18 protein-coding genes are annotated in these 18,539 nt (G+C 47.8%); 6 read left to right on the forward strand and 12 right to left on the reverse strand.

Annotation, left to right across the window (positions count from 1 at the left end; all coding sequences use genetic code 11):
* Positions 1–2 precede the first annotated feature (2 nt).
* From ccoG to ccoN, 5 genes are all read right to left on the reverse strand, one after another.
* Positions 3–1,427, reverse strand: a complete 1,425-nt coding sequence (gene ccoG / locus JYB63_RS21735; protein WP_205660035.1) for a cytochrome c oxidase accessory protein CcoG — start codon at positions 1,425–1,427, stop codon at positions 3–5.
* Positions 1,428–1,649: 222 nt separating this feature from the next.
* A complete protein-coding gene (ccoP, locus tag JYB63_RS21740) occupies positions 1,650–2,537 on the reverse strand; it encodes a cytochrome-c oxidase, cbb3-type subunit III (protein ID WP_205660036.1) in 888 nt (295 codons plus the stop codon).
* Positions 2,537–2,686, reverse strand: a complete 150-nt coding sequence (locus JYB63_RS21745) for a cbb3-type cytochrome oxidase subunit 3 (protein WP_207758440.1) — start codon at positions 2,684–2,686, stop codon at positions 2,537–2,539. The genes ccoP and JYB63_RS21745 overlap by 1 nt, the downstream gene beginning before the upstream one ends.
* Before the next feature lie 44 nt (positions 2,687–2,730).
* On the reverse strand, positions 2,731–3,351 hold the full coding sequence (ccoO, locus tag JYB63_RS21750) for a cytochrome-c oxidase, cbb3-type subunit II (RefSeq protein WP_207758438.1): 621 nt from the start codon (positions 3,349–3,351) through the stop codon (positions 2,731–2,733).
* Positions 3,352–3,369: 18 nt separating this feature from the next.
* The gene (gene ccoN, locus JYB63_RS21755; protein ID WP_205660038.1) at positions 3,370–4,806 is read right to left on the reverse strand and encodes a cytochrome-c oxidase, cbb3-type subunit I; all 1,437 of its coding nucleotides are present in this window, start codon (positions 4,804–4,806) and stop codon (positions 3,370–3,372) included.
* Positions 4,807–5,261: 455 nt separating this feature from the next.
* On the opposite strand from ccoN, the gene JYB63_RS21760 reads away from it, so the two are divergent.
* Together JYB63_RS21760 and rlmM are read left to right on the forward strand one after the other, a co-directional pair.
* Positions 5,262–5,876: an alpha/beta family hydrolase gene (locus JYB63_RS21760; protein WP_205660039.1), complete on the forward strand. Its 615-nt coding sequence runs from the start codon at positions 5,262–5,264 to the stop codon at positions 5,874–5,876.
* A gap of 17 nt (positions 5,877–5,893) precedes the next feature.
* A complete protein-coding gene (gene rlmM, locus JYB63_RS21765) occupies positions 5,894–6,946 on the forward strand; it encodes a 23S rRNA (cytidine(2498)-2'-O)-methyltransferase RlmM (RefSeq protein ID WP_205660040.1) in 1,053 nt (350 codons plus the stop codon).
* A gap of 21 nt (positions 6,947–6,967) precedes the next feature.
* Here the strand turns inward: rlmM and JYB63_RS21770 are convergent, their stop codons facing one another.
* The gene (locus JYB63_RS21770; RefSeq protein ID WP_205660041.1) at positions 6,968–7,249 is read right to left on the reverse strand and encodes an antibiotic biosynthesis monooxygenase family protein; all 282 of its coding nucleotides are present in this window, start codon (positions 7,247–7,249) and stop codon (positions 6,968–6,970) included.
* 120 nt (positions 7,250–7,369) lie between these two features.
* On the opposite strand from JYB63_RS21770, the gene tusA reads away from it, so the two are divergent.
* Together tusA and JYB63_RS21780 are read left to right on the forward strand one after the other, a co-directional pair.
* Positions 7,370–7,609 (forward strand): sulfurtransferase TusA, encoded by a 240-nt coding sequence (gene tusA, locus JYB63_RS21775; protein WP_205660042.1) that lies wholly within the window; start codon positions 7,370–7,372, stop codon positions 7,607–7,609.
* 117 nt (positions 7,610–7,726) lie between these two features.
* Complete coding sequence (locus JYB63_RS21780; protein WP_205660043.1) at positions 7,727–8,170, forward strand: ProQ/FINO family protein; 444 nt, start codon at positions 7,727–7,729, stop codon at positions 8,168–8,170.
* Positions 8,171–8,239: 69 nt separating this feature from the next.
* Here JYB63_RS21780 and JYB63_RS21785 read toward each other — a convergent pair whose 3' ends face one another.
* From JYB63_RS21785 to JYB63_RS21805, 5 genes are all read right to left on the reverse strand, one after another.
* The gene (locus JYB63_RS21785) at positions 8,240–10,189 is read right to left on the reverse strand and encodes a bifunctional diguanylate cyclase/phosphodiesterase (RefSeq protein WP_205660044.1); all 1,950 of its coding nucleotides are present in this window, start codon (positions 10,187–10,189) and stop codon (positions 8,240–8,242) included.
* 25 nt (positions 10,190–10,214) lie between these two features.
* The gene (locus JYB63_RS21790) at positions 10,215–10,937 is read right to left on the reverse strand and encodes a transglutaminase-like cysteine peptidase (RefSeq protein ID WP_243432118.1); all 723 of its coding nucleotides are present in this window, start codon (positions 10,935–10,937) and stop codon (positions 10,215–10,217) included.
* A gap of 225 nt (positions 10,938–11,162) precedes the next feature.
* Positions 11,163–12,185 carry a DUF3080 family protein gene (locus JYB63_RS21795; protein WP_205660045.1) on the reverse strand — a complete coding sequence of 341 codons (1,023 nt, stop codon included), beginning with the start codon at positions 12,183–12,185 and terminating at the stop codon, positions 11,163–11,165.
* Between the two features lie 86 nt (positions 12,186–12,271).
* Entirely contained in the window at positions 12,272–13,621 is a 1,350-nt protein-coding gene (locus JYB63_RS21800) for an MATE family efflux transporter (RefSeq protein ID WP_205660046.1), read from the reverse strand.
* 128 nt (positions 13,622–13,749) lie between these two features.
* A complete protein-coding gene (locus tag JYB63_RS21805; protein ID WP_205660047.1) occupies positions 13,750–15,483 on the reverse strand; it encodes a PHA/PHB synthase family protein in 1,734 nt (577 codons plus the stop codon).
* Between the two features lie 668 nt (positions 15,484–16,151).
* Here JYB63_RS21805 and JYB63_RS21810 point away from each other — a divergent pair.
* On the forward strand, positions 16,152–17,084 hold the full coding sequence (locus JYB63_RS21810; RefSeq protein WP_205660048.1) for a matrixin family metalloprotease: 933 nt from the start codon (positions 16,152–16,154) through the stop codon (positions 17,082–17,084).
* Between the two features lie 23 nt (positions 17,085–17,107).
* Positions 17,108–17,665, forward strand: a complete 558-nt coding sequence (locus JYB63_RS21815) for a hypothetical protein (RefSeq protein ID WP_205660049.1) — start codon at positions 17,108–17,110, stop codon at positions 17,663–17,665.
* A gap of 56 nt (positions 17,666–17,721) precedes the next feature.
* Here JYB63_RS21815 and JYB63_RS21820 read toward each other — a convergent pair.
* Positions 17,722–18,539: phage replication initiation factor (locus JYB63_RS21820; protein WP_509149416.1), on the reverse strand; the 818-nt coding region annotated here is incomplete at its 5' end.

Genomic DNA, 18,539 nt, shown 5'->3' on the forward strand with positions numbered 1-18,539 from the left:
TTTTAGCGTCGATTGGTCGGTCCGATAAAGCGATTCTCTTCATCAACACTGATATCGGCATCGTCCAGCGCTTTAACATGGAACATAATGTTGTAGTTAGGGCGCTCCAGGTAGGCCGGTTTGATTTGTAGACGGACCGGGTGATCAAGAAGTTCCCCTGAACGGATATTCACTTCACTGTCACTGATCATTTTCAGACCGTCGATACCGGTGACTTCAATGCTGTAGCGGTGGTCTTGCTGTGACTTGTTAGCCAGTTTCAGCATGTAGGCGTTTTCGATGGTGCCGTTGGACGCTTCAATGTACAACTGGCCCCGGTCGCGGATGATATCGACTTCCAGCGGAACCCGGGCGTACAGGGTATAGCCGAAGGCAATGAACATTGCGCACATGGCGACAAAGTATCCCACCAGGCGAGGACGGAGGATGTGGGTTTTTCCGCCTTCAAGTGCGTGTTCAGTTGTGTAGCGAATCAGGCCGCGGTCATATCCCATGCGGTCCATAATGTCGTCACAGGCATCAACGCAGGCGCCACAGGCAACACATTCATATTGCAGGCCGTCACGGATATCGATGCCGACAGGGCAGACGTGAACGCAGTTACCGCAGTCAATACAGTCTCCCATGCCTGCCGCTTTGTAATCAAAGTTCTTTTTACGTTTGCCGCGGTTTTCACCCCGGGCTTCATCGTAGGATATAACCAGTGTGTCCTGATCGAACATTACACTCTGGAAACGGGCGTAAGGGCACATGTAGATGCATACCTGTTCCCGTAACCAGCCGGCATTGGCGTAAGTGGCAACGATGAAGAAACCAATCCACCAGGTTTCCCATGGGCCAAGGTTAAAGGCCAGTAAGTCAGGGATCAGTTCACGGATCGGCGAAAAATATCCAACAAAGGCGATACCTGTTGCCGCAGCGATGATCAGCCAGAGGCTGTGCTTGGCAGCTTTGCGGAAGAATTTTTCTGCGCCCATCGGCTGCTTGTCACGCCGCATCCGAACGTTGCGGTCGCCTTCTGTAATCCGCTCAGCCCAGATAAAGAACCAGGTCCAGACGAATTGAGGGCAGGCGTAGCCACACCAGAGCCGGCCTGCAAACACGGTTACGAAGAAGAGCACGAAAGCGAGAATAATTAATAGCCAGGACAGGAGGATGAAATCCTGGGGCCAGAAGGTGAAGTTAAATACGTGAAACTGACGGTTTGGCAGATCAAAGAGTACAGCCTGCTGGCCATTCCACTGTAACCATGAGAAACCGTAGAACATAGCCAGCATGATGAAGCCGGAAATGGTGCGGAAGTTCTTAAAAAAACCTTTGTAGTACTTTACATAGATATGGACCCGTTTGGCGTACAGGTCATATGTTTCTGGAGCGCCGTTGTTCTTGCTCTTTGGGGTAACATCTTTTACTGGTATTTGATTCATACCAATCCTCACCATTAGTCGTCGAATACAGGCTAACACATTGGAGCATAAAGAGTTTTGGCATTTTTGTGAGCGGGGGTAAAACAGAAAAGGCTGTGCTCACAGTCCGTGTATTAGCAAACGCGAATATTATACGCCCATTCCTCTGGCTGAAAACCTCAGGCAAAAAAAAAAGGCGATATGTAGTTTAACATATCGCCTTTTTATTGATCTAAGCCAGTCTTATTTATTTGACAGGCTGTACACGTAAGATGTGATCAGGTGGATCTTGTCGTCGCTCAGCAGGTCTTTATGAGCTGGCATTACGCCGCTGCGACCAACACGGATAGTGTGGCTGATCTGTTCGAAAGAACCGCCGTATAACCATACGTCGTCTGTCAGGTTAGGTGCACCCAGTGCCTGAACACCTTTAGCATCCTGGCCGTGACAAGCTGTACACAGAGCCTGGAACTGCTGTTCACCACGTGCAGCGGCTTCAGCATCAGCGTTCTTGCCGCTCAGTGACATTACGTAGTTAGTCATGTCACGTACACCTTCTTCACCCAGTACTTCGCCCCATGGAGGCATTGCACCGGTACGGCCTGCAGCAATAGTAGCCTTGATGGTGTCAGCGTCGCCGCCGTACAGCCAGTCAGCGTCAGTCAGGTTAGGGAAGCCGTGTGCGCCGGAACCTGTTGTGCCGTGGCACAGAGAACAGTTGTTGGCGAACATGCGCTGGCCCATTTTCAGACCTTCAGGCTGAGACTGCAGTTCTTCAACAGACATTGCAGAATACTTGGCGAAAACCGGACGGTATGTTTCTTCCGCGTAAGCTACTTCTTCTTCATACTGGGTAATCTGTGTCCAGCCGAAGAAGCCTTTGAAGTTACCCAGACCCGGGTACAACAGCAGGTAAGCTAAACCGAAGATGATAGTGGCAACAAACATCTGTAACCACCAGCCTGGCATTGGGTTGTCATACTCTTCGATACCATCGAATGTATGACCGGTTGTTTCTTCGGTCGCCCCTTTGTGGACTTCACTCTTGCGAGTAGACCAAAGCAGGGCAGCGCAACCGCCAATTACGCCCAGCGTAATTACACTTACCCAGATGCTCCAAAAATCACTCATTATTTGTTTCTCCCGTTACTGGCCCTTTCAGACTCATCACTTGCAGCTTTATCTTCATCGGCGAAGGGCAGTTGTGATGCATCATCAAACCTTTTTTTGTTGCCGGGCAGTAATACCCAGATAAAAAGGCCTATGAAGGTAATCAGCATGATTACCGGAATGAATGGGCCGTAAACTTCGTAGCTCACTGTAATTACCGCTTGTTGTTGTAGACGGAGTGAAGCTTGCCTAGCGACTGCAGATAAGCAACAACAGCTTCAATTTCAGTCTTACCTTTCACTTCTTCACCAGCATTAGCGATCTGCTCATCGGTGTAAGGTACGCCAAAACTCTTAAAGACTGTCAGCTTGGCTGAAGTGTCTTTTCCATCCAGCTTGTTTTCAAACAACCATGGGTAGGACGGCATTTTAGATTCAGGAACTACGTCACGCGGGTTGTACAGGTGAGCACGGTGCCAGTCATCACTGTAACGGCCGCCAACACGGGCCAGATCAGGACCGGTACGCTTGGAACCCCACAGGAATGGGTGCTCCCAAACGCCTTCGTTGGCTGTTGAGTAGTGACCGTAGCGCTCAGTTTCCGCACGGAAAGGACGAATCATCTGAGAGTGACAGGTGTTACAGCCTTCACGGATGTAGATGTCACGGCCTTCCATTTCAAGAGCGGTGTACGGGCGTAAGCCTTCAATTGGCTTAGTCGTAGATTTACTAAAGAACAGGGGGACGATTTCAGCAAGGCCACCACCGCTGATCACCAGGATGATCAGCAGAACCATTATGCCAATGTTCTTTTCAATCGTTTCGTGTTTGATCATTTCAATCTGCTCCTGAACTTACGCTGCTTGTGCTGACGCGTCGGCGGCTGGCGCCTTGCTGTCTTTACGCACTGTCTGCCAGACGTTGTATGCCATTAAGAACATACCGGTCAGGAAGAAAGCACCGCCAAGTGCACGTACGAAGTAGCCAGGGTGGCTTGCTTCCAGTGCTTCAACGAAGCTGTAGGTCAGAGTGCCGTCTTCGTTAACTGCACGCCACATCAGACCCTGCAGGATACCGTTAACCCACATCGCGCAGATGTACAGTACAGTACCGATAGTTGCCAGCCAGAAGTGGGTGTTGATCAGTCCAACACTGTACATCTGAGCCTTGCCCCAAAGGCGCGGAATCATGTGATAAACAGCACCGATAGAGATCATTGCTACCCAGCCCAGTGCACCGGCGTGTACGTGGCCTACAGTCCAGTCAGTGTAGTGAGACAGCGCGTTTACTGTCTTGATAGACATCATCGGACCTTCGAAGGTAGACATACCGTAGAAAGACAGAGATACAACCAGGAAGCGCAGTACCGGATCGGTGCGCAGCTTGTGCCATGCGCCGGACAGGGTCATCATACCGTTGATCATACCGCCCCAGGATGGTGCCAGCAGGATCAGGGACATAACCATTGCTACAGACTGAGTCCAGTCAGGCAGCGCTGTGTAGTGCAGGTGGTGACCACCGGCCCACATGTAAGTAGCGATCAGAGCCCAGAAGTGAACGATAGACAGACGGTAAGAGTAGATCGGACGTTCAGCCTGCTTAGGTACGAAGTAGTACATCATGCCCAGGAAGCCTGCAGTCAGGAAGAAGCCTACTGCGTTATGGCCGTACCACCACTGTACCATCGCATCAATCGCACCCGGGTAAACAGAGTAAGATTTGAAGCCGGACAGTGAAACCGGTACTGCAGCGCTGTTTACAATGTGTAATACCGCAACCGTAATAATGAAGGCCATGTAGAACCAGTTACCCACATAGATGTGGGAGGTCTTACGGATCTTAACAGTTCCAAGGAATACGATTGCATATGCAACCCATACAATGGTGATCAGGATATCGATCGGCCATTCCAGTTCAGCGTATTCTTTAGAAGACGTAATACCTAAAGGTAAGGTGATAGCAGCGGCAACGATAACTAACTGCCAGCCCCAGAATGTAAATGCGGCAAGTTTGTCTGAAATCAGACGAACCTGGCAGGTACGCTGTACCACGTAGTAAGAGGTGGCAAATAACGCGCAGCCTCCAAATGCAAAGATAACAGCATTGGTATGCAATGGACGTAAACGACCATAGGTTAACCAAGCAGTATCAAAGTTTAATGCAGGCCATACTAACTGGGAGGCAATTAAGACGCCCACGGCCATTCCAACAATGCCCCATACCACTGTCATGATGGCGAATTGACGCACCACCTTGTAATTGTAGGTTGGGTGTTCAGCTGCAGTGCTCATATCAGGCTCTCATCAACAAGCTATTAATAAGGTTTAGAAAGTAAAATTTCCGGGGGCTATTATCATGAAATAGCCCTAGTATTTCAATGCGTTTACAGGATTAGTTGCGACAGTTTGTCACATTAAATATGTCGTCTTTTACTTAGATTGAGCATTTGGTAAACAACTTTTTTGTTTTTTATCTGTTTGATTTTAAATGATATTTTTTGGTCTTGGGCGATGGGCGAACTGGTGTGTTTGCAGGATTGGCAATAGGCTTGCTGGGGTACCTTTTATACTTAACGGGGGCTTTCTTGATGTAGATCAAGTACATCATATGAGATTAAGTATTAGCCCAAAGTCTATAGTTCGAGTTTTCAGATGCTTACAGTGCTTTCTCGCGTGTAACCGGACTATTGCTATATAGGTACGGGAAATCAGGCTATAATCGCCGCTTTTTTGTGACAGGCAGTTTGATGTTAACTGATGGAAAAGCGGGGCGGGCGCGTATTTTGTTCGCCCATGGTGCCGGGGCACCGATGGACAGCGACTTTATGGCAGATGTGGCCCACCGTCTGGCAAGCGATGATATTGAAGTGATTCGTTTTGAGTTTCCCTATATGCAGAAGCGCCGTGAAGACGGTAAACGCCGTCCGCCGGACCGGCAGCCTAAATTGCTTGAGCATTTCCAGCAGCTGATCGCGACGTATTCACAGGATAACGTCCCGTTATATCTGGCCGGTAAATCTATGGGCGGGCGAATGGCGACGATGCTGGCAGATCTTCCGGAAGTATCCGGTTGCTTTGTTTTTGGCTATCCGTTTTATGCTCCCGGGAAGCAGGATAAGCTGAGGACTGAACATTTAGAGACCACAACAGGCTCTGTCAGTATCTTTCAGGGTACCCGTGATCCGATGGGCAAGCAGGAAGTCGTCAGTGATTACACGCTGGCTGACGGAATCAACGTCTATTGGCTGGAGGACGGCGATCATGATCTCAAGCCCCGTAAAGCCAGTGGTCTGACCCAGCAGCAACATCTCGAATACGCGGTTGCACAGTGTCAGCAGATTTGCCTCTCAACATCACTCTGAAATCAGTCAGGACTTTTATGAATCATTTATTACTTTATTGCCGCCCGGGTTTTGAGAAAGAGTGCGCGGCTGAAATACGGGATGTTGCTGAGGCAGAAGGTATCTACGGATATTGTAAGCTGGAAGATAACAGTGGTTATGTACTGTATGTCACCCACGAGTCGGGTGCCGCACTGCGCCTGGTTGATGAAGCTGATTTCAGCAAACTGATTTTTGCCCGTCAGTGGGTTGCCTGTTTACCTGTGGTTGATGAGATTTCTGCAGATGACCGTATCTCTCCGTTGCTTGAAAAGGTTGCAGAGCTGCCGCCTTGTCAGTCAGTAATGGTTGAGCCTGCAGATACAACTGACGGACGTGAAATGCAGCGTTTCTGTAACAGCTTCAGTTCTGCGTTCAGTCAAAAACTGCGCCGCAGTAAGTTACTGGCGGATGCTAACCCGTATCGGTTGCATATTTTTGCGCTGACCGGCACATGTTTCTATCTGGGGGTTGCCCCGGTTGAAAATTCTGCCCCCTGGCCAATGGGGATCATGCGGCTTAAGTTTCCGAATGCGGCACCGAGCCGTTCTACTCTGAAGTTAGAGGAAGCCTGGCACTGGTTTGTACCGCCCCATGAATGGCAGCATTACATCAGTGGTGGTCTGAAAGCGGCTGATTTAGGAGCTGCCCCGGGAGGCTGGACCTGGCAGTTGGTTAAACAAAATATGTTTGTGACGGCTGTGGATAATGGTCCGATGGCTGAGTCATTGATGGAAAGTGGTCAGGTGACCCATAAGCCTGAAGATGCTTTTACCTTTCAGCCGGCTAAGAATTTGGACTGGATGGTGTGCGATATTGTGGATAAGCCCGCCCGCGTGACAGATCTGATGATCCGGTGGCTGGTGAATGGCTGGTGTCGGGAAACCGTTTTTAATCTTAAATTGCCGATGAAACAGCGTTATACAGAGGTGCGCAGCTGTCTGGCAATGATTGAGACGGCGTTGGAGGAGGCTGGCTTTAAGTATCGTATGGCGGCCAAGCATCTTTATCATGACCGGGAAGAAATTACCTGTCACATCAGGATTCTTTAATTCTTCCCGGTGTGCAGGGATTTACTGTTCCAGGACGGTGATTTTCTCTTCCCGCTGAAGCATCGGTGAGATGGTTGCCATCATGCTCTGGCGTTCAGACGAGGAATACCAGCGCTGCCAGTCCTGCACTGAGCGGTAATTCGCCAGTACGATACGGTGATTGTGATCAAATGCATTACGCAGAGATTCGCCGGAGACAAAGCCGTGGGCCTGCATAGCCTGGGCCAGCGTGCTACGGGCTGCTTGTTCATAATGTTCTTCTAAGTCATCGGCAATGTGACGTTCGATGATAACGCGGATCATGTTAGGCTCCTTTTTTATAGTCCTGACTATAAGCGTAACATTTTCCGTGACCTGAATGGGTTTTGCTGGAACAAATTATTTGCGACAATAGCGACCTGTTAATATGAGGTTGTACATAGAATGGTTGAAGTGAAAGCAGACCACGTCATGGATGCCTGTGGCTTATATTGCCCGGAGCCCGTGATGCTGTTGCACAATAAAGTACGTGAGATGATCTCCGGTGAGGTGTTGCAGGTACTGGCAACAGATCCTTCGACGCAGCGGGATATTCCTAAGTTCTGTACCTTTCTGGGGCATGAGCTTATTGCGCAGGACGCGGATGACGAACGATTTTTTTATTATATTCGCAAAGGCGAATAACGACTTTATTTAAAATTTAACTGTACAGCTTCGCTGATGTACGTAATATCAGCTCTCTGTATGGTAATACCAAGTTTTAGTCCGGCAACAGCCCGGTAAGTAACGAGAGAACTCATTGTGACAGCTACTGATACAGCAGCAACATCTGCAGCACCGTCGAAGTCTAAGAACAAGAACCGTGCCGCGAACCAGGCCGCTCTGCAATTAATTTGCGAGTTGTACCCTCAGGTGTTTAACCGTAAAAATGTTCGCCCTCTGAAAATTGGTATTCAGGAAGATCTGATTGCTGATGAAAAACTGGCTAAGAATAAGATCAAGCGTGCGCTGGCGTCCTATGTTCGCTCGCCGCATTACTTCCGCAGTCTGCAGGAAGGTGCCGACCGTATTGATCTGTCCGGTGAATCAGCGGGTACTGTTACTGCATCAGAAGCAGAGCATGCAAAAGGGCAGTTGAAAGAAGCCAATAAGCGTCGTCAGCAAAACCAGCAGGCGCAGCGTGCCCAGGCCCGTGAAGACCGCATCAGCAACAAGCTGGAACAGCTGGTTACCAAGCACCGTTAAGGTTTGCGCTTTTAAAAAAACGCCGCTTTTCAGCGGCGTTTTTTTGTGTCTGGGAAAAGGTGTGGCGGATTAGTCTAATACCACCGGACGTCCATGTACCCAGCCCTGGCTACCATTAATTTCCAGCTCGGCGAGAACATTCAGTTGTTCGTTACGCTCTACGTGCTCAGCGTATGCCTGAATATCCAGGCTGTGAGCGACGGTTGACAGGCTGCGTACGAAGAAGCGGTCTTCAGCGTTATTATCAATTTCACGGATCAGTGAGCCGTCAATCTTAATATAATCAGGATGCAGGCTATAAAGGTAAGCGAAGCCCGCAGGATGTACGCCAAAGTTATCTACACCGAAGCCAATGCGTGAATCCTTAAGTTGCTGGCGGAAGCGCACAACCCGTTCCATGTTGTTCAGCACGGATGATTCGTTGATTTCGATCTGAAGTTGTTGTGGCACATTCAGGCCGCGTACAGCGTCAGCAAACCAGTTGTAGAAGCTGTCTTCCCGTAATGAGTCATTGCTGAGGTTGATACAGAAGGTGTTCTGGTCGCCTTTCTGTAACCGTTCGATTGCTTTTTTGATGACGGTTTTATCCAGTTCTGTCATCAGGTCGAGTTGTTTGATGACGCTGATAAATTCACCGGCCATGCAGGGCTCGTTTTCCTGGTTAAGTATCCGTGCGAACAGTTCCTGCTGCAGGTGCTTCTCTGTATTGCCCACGGCATATACCGGCTGGCTCTGCAGGAAGATATCGCCGCGGCTGACTTTGTCAGAAACATGCTGGTGCCAGCTGTTCTGTTGCTGCTGTTCCTGTTCTTCTGCCTGTATGCAGTGAACGTGGTTGTTATCGGCAACTGCCTGCTCGCTGGCAATCCGGGCGTTAGCGATTAACTGGCTGGCATTGCTGTCTTCCCTGAATGGAGTGGTACCGATATAGATTGGGGCCTGTGCATCTCTGCTGTCGTGTTGCAGCTGACGGTAATAGTCATGCAGGCTGCTGATCAGGGTATTGAGTTCACGCTGCAGGTGATCAGGGTTGGTCAGGTCTGCAAGCAGAACAAAATCTGAGCCTGTGAGACGTCCGATCACGGACTGTTCGCAGCAGGCAGCAACTTTTTCCATCTGTCCGGCGGTGGCTTTAATGAAATTGTTTGATTTCTCGACACCAAGTTTCTGGTTTAACCCCTGCAGGTCGGCAATGTGCAGGTAGATCATCGTGCCGTTACCGAAGTCTTTACGGTAATCCAGTCTTTCGACCAGTTGTGATTGTGTAGAGCGATAGTTCGCCAGCCCGGTCAGTTCGTCCTGATATGCAGTGCGGCGGATTTCTTCGATTTGTTTTGCCTGAGCATCGAACATCGCTTTTACACGCTGCACCATCATGTTCATGGCGATAACTACCCGGCGTAATTCCCGGCTTTTCGGAATGTTTTCCTGTTCTACGTAGCGGCGTTCAGACAGGGCGACGGCCTGATCTTCCACACCTTTTAACGGATTTAGAATGTAGCGCAGTAAGAAATGGATAAAGACAATGCTGAGCAGTGACAGCACTACAAACCAAAGGAAGGTTTGTTTGGTTCCGCGCCATAGCTGCTCATAAGCATAGCCTGCGCGGCTCTGCACAAATATCGAGCCGGCTTTATTCCAGGCGGAGGTGACTTCACGGGTCATTTCCGGCGGATCAATTTTAACAATGTCCACGAACCATTGTGGCACCTGTTCACTTATCTGTGGCGGTGTGCTTTTAGAAAACAGTTCCTGTCCCTGGTTGTTAACTACCTTTATTTGCTGGTAAAAGCCGCTGTCAAAAATCGCGTTGACCGTGGTTTCAATGGTGGCTTCGTCTTCCTGCAGCATGTAAGGCGCAAGGTAAAGCCCCAGGTGGGTAGCGGTGTCCTGGCCATGGGACTCAAGCTGGTTGAGTAACATTGCTTTGGAGCTATCCGACATCAGATAGACAGATCCGGATACCAGGCCTAGCAGGACGGCTAAAACTGCAGCCATTAACTGGTTTACGATAGACATGACTCTTCCTTTTCTCTACATCCGCTTATTGTACGTTAATGTCTTTATCCAGGTTCTGAATTCTTGATTTCAGTTTTACCCAGGGTTTCAGCTGATCTGATGTTCCAACAAGTGTGCTGCGGCGGCCTTTCTTTGTCAGCCATAAATTGTCGGCATTGAAACTGTATACGTGCAGCAGGTCCGGCCGGCGGTTTGCCGGTTTAATCCGTGAAATCAGGTTATCAAGAATCAGCGGGGTTGATGAAGGTTTTTCATAGTAGGTGAGCACCATATGTGCCTGGTTCAGTTCCAGGGCTTTAACATATGCGAGGCTCAGCTTTTCCACCGGCACGCCAACCTGGCGGAGGGTGTAATATTTGGCAATGGTGAAGTCTTCACAGTCACCACCGTTGGAAATCAGAAATTCAACGGGTGTCGCCCAGTAGTCTTTTTTGCCCCAGTGCTTAATATCATCAATAAAGCGAACCTGGTTGAAGAACTTATTTACTTTGCGCAGTTTGATATCTTCGGGGTCGGTACCGATTTCATCGATCAGTCTTTGCCAGGCAAGTAAGCGTTTTTTGGCCTGTTCGCCATACTGGCGTCCCAGTTTTTCGATTTGAGCCTGGCTCATGCGCACATCCATTTCAACCGCAGCCATGGATGTAAGTGCCAGAGTCAGCGTTAGCAGCAGCGCATAGACAGCAATAACCGGGCTGGTCATTTTGCCAGACTGATGTTTATTTGCTGCAACGGGTCGTGCGGTCATCCCTGCTCCTGACGACACCCTGACTGATCCACTAGGGTGTGAGACTGTAACGGTCATTAATTTGAGCTACTGATTTTAGAGTAATCATTTCTGCTAATCATCAGGTGTAGCAGTTATGCTCTGCATAATGGGTAATAGTATTTAACTGATTGTTTTACAGAGTTTTATGACTTGGGGTTACGGCCAGTGTTCCGCCGGTTTTACCCAAAATGAGGATGTTAGGATTCAGCGGGTGCCGTCCGGCATCATATCGCATTGGCCCAGAATATCCTGCCAGGCAGCGGTGTGACGCCGTAACGCCTGGCGGTATTGTTGCCATTGTCCTTTTTCGTTGGACCGGTCGAGGTAGTCTTTGCGGTACTCGCGCATGGCGTCGGGCAAAGTGTTCTGTAGTGGTGTCAGAATCGCTTCGTGGGCTGCAAGCCAGACTTCACCTTGTTGATGGATGTTGGCCAGATAGGGTTGAAGCTGGCCGGCGTAATACTTCTGAAAGACATTCATTAATATCTCGGCTTTTTGGTTGCGGTGGCCGCTGAAACAGAATGGTCTGGATTTTAGGCGCCGTTCTATCAGAATTGCACCCTGATTGAGTGTTGCCGTGGCGAGCACAAGAGAGCGCTGCCAGCGGCTGCCAAACCGGTTGCTGTAGAGGGTAAGGTAATCATCTTCTATATCGTCGATGAAGTCCGGCAGTGGCCAGTTATGGGGCTGTCCTGCAAGGCTGCTGAGTTGCTGAAAGTGTTGCAGGCTCAGTTTTACGCTGGCAAAGCGTGCCTGCTGTAAACGTTTTTCAGATATGTCTTCTGAGGGAAGATCCAGAGGCGGTTCTGACGCTGAGAAGTTAGCTTCCATCTCGTCAGTGTTATACAGGCTGTTCCAAAGTACCGCAGGCAGATTTGCCTGTTTGATTGCCCAGATGTTGAGTATCTGTTCCCGTACTTCCGGTTCCAGCTCCTGAGTGCTGATACGGTTAACACACTGGCGCATAAGCACAATGAATTTCAGTTCATAGACCAGTTTCTGTGAGGGCTTCATGACCCTTCCCAGTGAACTGTTGCGCCGGGCAATTAAAGGCAGCAGATCGCACTGCCGAAGTTCCAGTACTTCAAGCAGGCCCTGACGTACCGGTGTTTCTTCCAGAATACGCAGGCGTCGCCGCGGCAAGGGGGTGGGATGAATATCACTGAGGTCCAGTGAGGCGTCCAGATCAAGAACGTTTCCTAACCGGCTGATATAGTCTTCCAGCATATCTTCCGGGGTGCTGGGCTGGCAGCCGGACAGGATAAGGCATAAGCACAGGCTGCAGAAAAACCTGAGCCTGTTCAGAGTGATATTTATCGGGCTAAACGGAATAAACGCCATGGTAACAGTATAGCGGCTACGGTCAGTCCGATAACCAGGCCATACCAGAAGCCGGCGGCGCCCATGGCGGGTACCAGCAAGTCTGTCAATCCGAGTATGTAACCTGAAGGGAGGCCTATCAGCCAGTACGCAACGAAAACTACCAGCAGTGGCACGCTGGTGTCCTTGTAGCCCCGCAGTGCTCCGGCCGCAACTACCTGGATGGCATCCGAAAACTGAAAAATAGCCGCAATAACAATCAGGCTGCTGGCAAGTACAACCACATCCGTCAGTGGGGTGTACATTTGTGCGATGGGGGTAGCCATCAGATACATAAAGCTGCAGGAAACCACCGAAAAGCTGCCGGTGAGCAGCAGGCCTGAGGTCGCAGTGAATCTTGCTCCTTCACGGTTTTTTGCCCCCAGTTGCTGGCCAACCCGGATCGTAATCGCCATGGCAATACTCAGGGGGAGCATGAAAATCATCCCGGTGAAGCTGATGGTGATCTGATGGGCAGCAACAACCACCTCACCGAGTCGGGCAACCAGCAGGGCAATAACACTGAACATGCTAACTTCAATCAGCAGCGTAAAACCTATCGGAATGCCAAGGCGGAGTATTGATCCCAGTGGTTTGCGTTGTGGGTTTTGCCACTGGTTAAAGAGCTTAATGGGTTTGAACAGTTCGCTTTTGCTGATGTACAGGCTGCTTGCTATAGCCATTATCCACATGACAATCGCACTGGCCCAGCCGCAGCCGACCCCGCCCATCGCAGGTAATCCCAGTTTTCCGTAAATGAAAATGTAATTCAGCGGGATATTACAGAGCAGGGCAAGAATACCTATCTTCATGATTGGCCGGGTTTTGCCGAAGCCCTCGCAGTAGCTGCGAATAACCTGGTAAAACAGTATGGCGGGTACACCCCAGGACAAAGCTGATAAGTATGCCTGGGTTTTTGCCAGTAAGCTGCCGTGTATATCCATGTATTCCAGCAGTGCAGTGTTGTTGTTCAGTAAAATAATCGCGATAACCGTCAGGCACAGGGCAATCCATTGTCCCTGCTGGAACTGAACCCGGGTCTCTTTTTCCTCGCCGGCACCGACGTGGTGGGCAACCAAAGGGGTAGTCGCCATTAATATTCCACCCATGCTCAGAAGGATGGGGAGCCAGAAGCTGGAGCCAAGCGCAACTGCAGCAAGATCTTCTGCACTGACCCGGGCGGCCATCAGGGTATCCACGAAACCAATGGCTGTCTGGGATAGCTGGGCAATAATGATTGGCAGGCCAAGTATCAGGATTGTTTTGATTTCTGACAGGCGCTTTGACAGGGGAGTTGGGTTCACAGGGTATCTTGCCGGAATAAAAGGCGCATGATACCGCTAAGTGACATGCTTAGAAACACAGCGTGTAAATATGAAGCTTAAAAAAACCGGGTTGCCCCGGTTTTTTAAAAGGATGTTGCAGACGGTGATTAATCTACACGCACACTGACATAGCGGCCTGGTGCCGGCTCGATTACCGGATGGCTTGCGTTGCCTGGTGTAGCTGGAGCATCAGTTTTTTTACCGGCTTTGGGTTTAATCCATTTATTCCAGTGGCTCCACCAGCTGCCTTCTTCCCGTTTGGCGCTTTCCAGCCAGTGATCCGCTCCTTTGCCCAGCTCACCGCTGCACCAGTAGTGGCGACGGTTTTTTGAAACCGGGTTGATTACCCCGGCAACATGACCGCTGGCGCCCAGCACAAATTCGATATTGCCCTGCATCAGTTCTGTACCGGCAAAGGTGCCTTTCCAGGGGGCGATGTGATCATCGATAGTGGACAGGAAGTACACCGGGATTTTGATGTCCCGCAGATCAATTTTTTCACCGCAGATAGTTAATCCGCCGGGTTCAACCAGTTTGTTGCCGATATACATATTGTTGATGTAGAAGTTGTACATGCTAGCAGGCAGGTTGGTTGAGTCGCTGTTCCAATACAGAATATCAAAAGGTGCCGGGTTCTGGCCCTTCAGGTAGTTGTTTACCACATAGGACCAAACCAGATCATTCGAACGCAGCATGTTAAAGGCAGTTGCCAGGCTGCGGCCTTTCAGTAAGCCGTCTTCATCAACTTTCTGGACAATTTGCTCAACCTGCTGTTCATCGATGAATACCCGAAGATCACCCGGGTCGGTGAAGTCTGTCAGGGTGGTCAGGAAGGTTGCAGAGGCAATCGAATCATCTTTACGTTTTGCCATGACGGCCAGTGTTGATGCCAGAATAGTCCCGCCGATACACCAGGATACGCAGTTGATTTTGTTGCTGTCGGTGATCTCTTTAATGGTGCTGACGGCTTTCAGAACGCCGTCTTCAACATAGTTATCCCAGTTCAGATCCCGTTGCTCAACGGTAGGGTTCAGCCAGGAAATCAGGAAGACAGTCTGTCCCTGATCAACACAGTATTTCACATACGAGTTATGTTCCTGCAGGTCCATTATGTAGAACTTGTTAATGCAGGGTGGAACAATCAGGGTCGGACGGGCGAAAACTTTTTCTGTGGTTGGCGCGTACTGGATGAGCTGCAGCATTTCGTTTTCAAACACGACGCTGCCTTTGGTCGTGGCAATGTTTTCACCCAGGGTGAATGCCGACTCATCCGTCATGCTGATACGGCCTTTTTCAAAGTCGCTCAGCAGGTTTTTAAGGCCATCAACCAGGCTCTGACCGTTAGTGTCCAGTGCCTGCTGCATCACTTCCGGATTGGTGACTGCAAAGTTAGTCGGTGACATGGCGTCAATATACTGCTGAGTATAAAACTCAAGCTTGCGCTGTTCGTTTTCACTGAGATTGGCATTCGAAGCCATTTCATTGAGCAGCTTGGAGCCAAGGAAGTAAGATTCCTTAATATAAGAAAATACCGGGTTTTTGCTCCATTCCTCGGCTGCAAAGCGGCGGTCAGACTTGGCATTTTCCTGTTCACTGCTTTTGCCGGATAGCAGGTTTTGCCACAGATTTAACTGTGCTTGCTGGTAGTCTGCAATGGCTTTTACCCAGGCGGTCGGGTCTTCAAAGGATTTCGCTGCCAGTTCAGTCCATGACTGGCTGAATTGTTTAAACATGTCTTCGCTGCCAGCAGAGGAATACATGGCCAGTACTTTCTGGCTTTCCTGGTTCAGGTAATTAATGAATTCCTGAGGGTTAGAGAAGAGATTGCTGTTGTTTTCCATAAAGCCGCCTTTAGGTAGTTTTCCCGGTTCCAGACTGAGTTACATCCCTGACAGGGTGCATCAATGCATCATGCGATCATTGAGAATAGACAATTTGATGCAGTGCAGCAAGAGATGTTTCGTGGAACTTTAGTGACAATGGATAAATGAGCTTTATATCAGTTCAGATGGAAGCTGATAGAAACTGATGCCCTGAGTTGGCTGTAGGTTGACGTTTTTAAGTTCAGACCGGACATCAACAGACATCTGCAAAGTGGAGAGAATGTGGAAAGAAAAAAATTTACGGTTTTCGCAAGTGCAGCACAGACTTAGATTCTTTATAAATTAGGTAAATAATTGCTGTCTATAGTATTTTTTTGATTTGAGACATTCTGTATATCACCATGACCTATGCACACTAATCAGAATTTTGTTTAGAGGAGTATTGAGAATTATTGTCTTTATATTCAGTGAGTTACGTGATTTATAAATTAAAACTATTATAAGTTGTATTGATTAAAGTAAAAGATAATTACAAATTGTTAATCATTATAACTTATTGAAAACTAAAAAAAGAATGTGCTACAGGCAGTATTTAAGTTCTCAGAACCTGATTCGTTCATTTGAGTTAAATATTTTTTTGTTGTTATACTTTTCCCCTGTCGATATTAATCAGAGGGATTACTGATATGAAACGACTAATTCTTTCTTTTCCATTATTACTTCTTCCTTCTATTGCAACAAGCTCTGATCAGAATGAGTTTTATGAGGCAAATTTCCAGCTTCAGATGTTATCTGCAAAGTCTAGAAATATCTCAGCTTCTGAAAGCTATAGTGATTTCAGGAAAAATGTTTATAAAGAACCATTCGAAAATGGTGTGTTTATTGTTAACGGTGATACTCCAATACCTAGCGAAGACATGCTAGAACGTTTTTATTATCAAGAAATAAAAGCTGGATGGCCAAGCTCTGACTATGGTGTAAAATTAATAGTACATTCACCTGGAGGAAATACAGCTAAGTGGAGTGACGCAATAAAACTAAATTTAACTTATTGTGTAAGTAAAGAGTTTAAAAGCAGGTATGAGGAAGTTGTTAATAAAATGGCTTTAGCAGCTAAAGAATGGCAAGAGTCTGCGGGAGTTATATTTATACATAAGCCGGAGCATGATTTAAATTGTACTGCTAGTAATAAATCCGTTCTTTTCGATGTTAGGCCAGTCGATGTAAATAGGCAGTACCTTGCTAGGGCGTTTTTTCCAAATTATTCTCGAGAATCGAGAAATCTATTAATAGATGAGTCATCATTTAATTTAGATAGTAATCAGAAATTAAATCTGGTTGGAATATTAAGACATGAGCTTGGCCACGTTTTAGGTTTCCGCCATGAGCATACTAGAGCAGAATCCGGTACCTGCTTTGAAGATTCTGAATGGACTCCGCTAACAAGCTACGATCCGTTTTCTGTTATGCATTATCCTCAATGTAATGGTCAAGGAGATTGGTCATTAAGTATCACAAAACAAGATGCAAAAGGAGCTTCTTGCTTATACGGTCCTCCTGTATCTTCACTTACTTCACTGACAGCTCAATCCACATTTAATCCAAATGATTGTATCTAATAGCTTATATTTAGGGAAAGAATATGAAAACAGTGTATATAAAAATAATAGCTGTACTTTCTTTGATTGTATTGACGGGATGTTCTGGAAAGTTATATACAAATCAAAATTTGTCGGAAGCTTGTATTAAAGATGAGAACAAGAAATGCATGGATAAATATGAAGGTGTTTTTGTATATCCTTGGAAGTCAGTGTTGACTACATATAAGCATGATAAAGTTCTTGATAATAAAGGTAATGTGATAATGTTCGCCGGAGGCCCTGATGGTAAAGCTTGTCTTCCTGTAGATATGCAAGAAACAGTTACTTATCCAGATTATGACTCTAAGTATTTGATTCAATATGACTCTGCTTTTTTTGAAAGTTCTAACCTTACTGTCAAATTAAACCCAAATGGTACTCTCAGTTCAGTTGGTGCTCAGAGTACACCTGGAGGTAAAAACCTTGTAGATAGTTTTACAGGGCTAGCTACAACAGTTAAAGCATTAAATCATGGAGCAATGATTAAAGGCTCAATGGTTAAGGCTGCTATTCCAACTTGCACTCACGGAAAAGCAGATCTAAAAATAATTAAACAGTAAGTTTTTAAAAATAGCCGGTGTTAATTACCGGCTTTTTTGCATAAAAGCTATACTAATTAAGATACTTTCGTTCTTAATCTTCTATCAATTAAACCATCCTCAATATACCGGATCAAATCAGAACGATTTAAACCTCTACTCCGAAAATACCCCATTAAATCAACATATAAGCCACTTCGCTTGAGGCACTTCAACGCATAGTGAGCGGGGAATTTGTTGCGTGCGTAGATCGATAGCAGGTTACCCAGGGCGATCGTGACATTCCGCTCATTGCCAACACCTGGCTTTTTGTATTCCCTACGGTATTCAAAACCTGTCTCGAACTGATCAAAACCGGCTTCCGTCATCAGCACAGTCCATGCAGGATGGATGAATCTTGAGTTGTAGTCGTAGCGGAAGTTATTCAGACCATAGGTCCATAAGCCCCCCAGGTGTTTAATCACGTCTTCATAGGTATTGATGGTGGTTTGGTTGGCCAGTGCGAACTGGTGGATTACTGAGTGTGAGAAGCGTACTTCTGCCCGCCAGACGGTTTCTTCCGGGTTGTAGAGCGGTTTCAGGAAGTCACTGGTTTTACTGTTCCAGCGGTCTTTGAAGTAATCCAGCTTGTCAGAGTAATGGGCTTCTTTGCTTTTGTTGTACAAGGCGAACTGGAGCGTTGAGGCAGCCCCGAATAGATAAGACTGGCCATGGCCGTAAACCGTGCAGATATCTGTGTCTAACTTGAGTTCACTGATGCCGGAGCGATCTGATACTCTACGCGACCTGCAGGTGATCTTCTCTACGAAGTGTTTTGGAGGTTCCCAGCCCTGATAGTCACACGCTAAGTGGATGGCGACACCTGCAGGGCTATATAAACTGTCCACAGAGACCA

The sequence above is a fragment of the Aliamphritea spongicola genome, from assembly GCF_017051665.1.
GTDB classification, from domain to species: Bacteria; Pseudomonadota; Gammaproteobacteria; order Pseudomonadales; family Balneatricaceae; genus Amphritea; species Amphritea spongicola.

Excerpts from the sequence above, each read along its gene's own strand:
- ccoG (WP_205660035.1), bottom strand. The coding sequence starts at position 1,427 with ATGAATCAAATACCAGTAAAAGATGTTACCCCAAAGAGCAAGAACAAC.
- ccoP (WP_205660036.1), bottom strand. The coding sequence starts at position 2,537 with ATGAGTGATTTTTGGAGCATCTGGGTAAGTGTAATTACGCTGGGCGTA.
- JYB63_RS21745 (WP_207758440.1), bottom strand. The coding sequence starts at position 2,686 with ATGCTGATTACCTTCATAGGCCTTTTTATCTGGGTATTACTGCCCGGC.
- ccoO (WP_207758438.1), bottom strand. The coding sequence starts at position 3,351 with ATGATCAAACACGAAACGATTGAAAAGAACATTGGCATAATGGTTCTG.
- ccoN (WP_205660038.1), bottom strand. The coding sequence starts at position 4,806 with ATGAGCACTGCAGCTGAACACCCAACCTACAATTACAAGGTGGTGCGT.
- JYB63_RS21760 (WP_205660039.1), top strand. The coding sequence starts at position 5,262 with ATGTTAACTGATGGAAAAGCGGGGCGGGCGCGTATTTTGTTCGCCCAT.
- rlmM (WP_205660040.1), top strand. The coding sequence starts at position 5,894 with ATGAATCATTTATTACTTTATTGCCGCCCGGGTTTTGAGAAAGAGTGC.
- JYB63_RS21770 (WP_205660041.1), bottom strand. The coding sequence starts at position 7,249 with ATGATCCGCGTTATCATCGAACGTCACATTGCCGATGACTTAGAAGAA.
- tusA (WP_205660042.1), top strand. The coding sequence starts at position 7,370 with ATGGTTGAAGTGAAAGCAGACCACGTCATGGATGCCTGTGGCTTATAT.
- JYB63_RS21785 (WP_205660044.1), bottom strand. The coding sequence starts at position 10,189 with ATGTCTATCGTAAACCAGTTAATGGCTGCAGTTTTAGCCGTCCTGCTA.
- JYB63_RS21790 (WP_243432118.1), bottom strand. The coding sequence starts at position 10,937 with ATGACCGCACGACCCGTTGCAGCAAATAAACATCAGTCTGGCAAAATG.
- JYB63_RS21795 (WP_205660045.1), bottom strand. The coding sequence starts at position 12,185 with ATGCTGGAAGACTATATCAGCCGGTTAGGAAACGTTCTTGATCTGGAC.
- JYB63_RS21805 (WP_205660047.1), bottom strand. The coding sequence starts at position 15,483 with ATGGAAAACAACAGCAATCTCTTCTCTAACCCTCAGGAATTCATTAAT.
- JYB63_RS21810 (WP_205660048.1), top strand. The coding sequence starts at position 16,152 with ATGAAACGACTAATTCTTTCTTTTCCATTATTACTTCTTCCTTCTATT.
- JYB63_RS21815 (WP_205660049.1), top strand. The coding sequence starts at position 17,108 with ATGAAAACAGTGTATATAAAAATAATAGCTGTACTTTCTTTGATTGTA.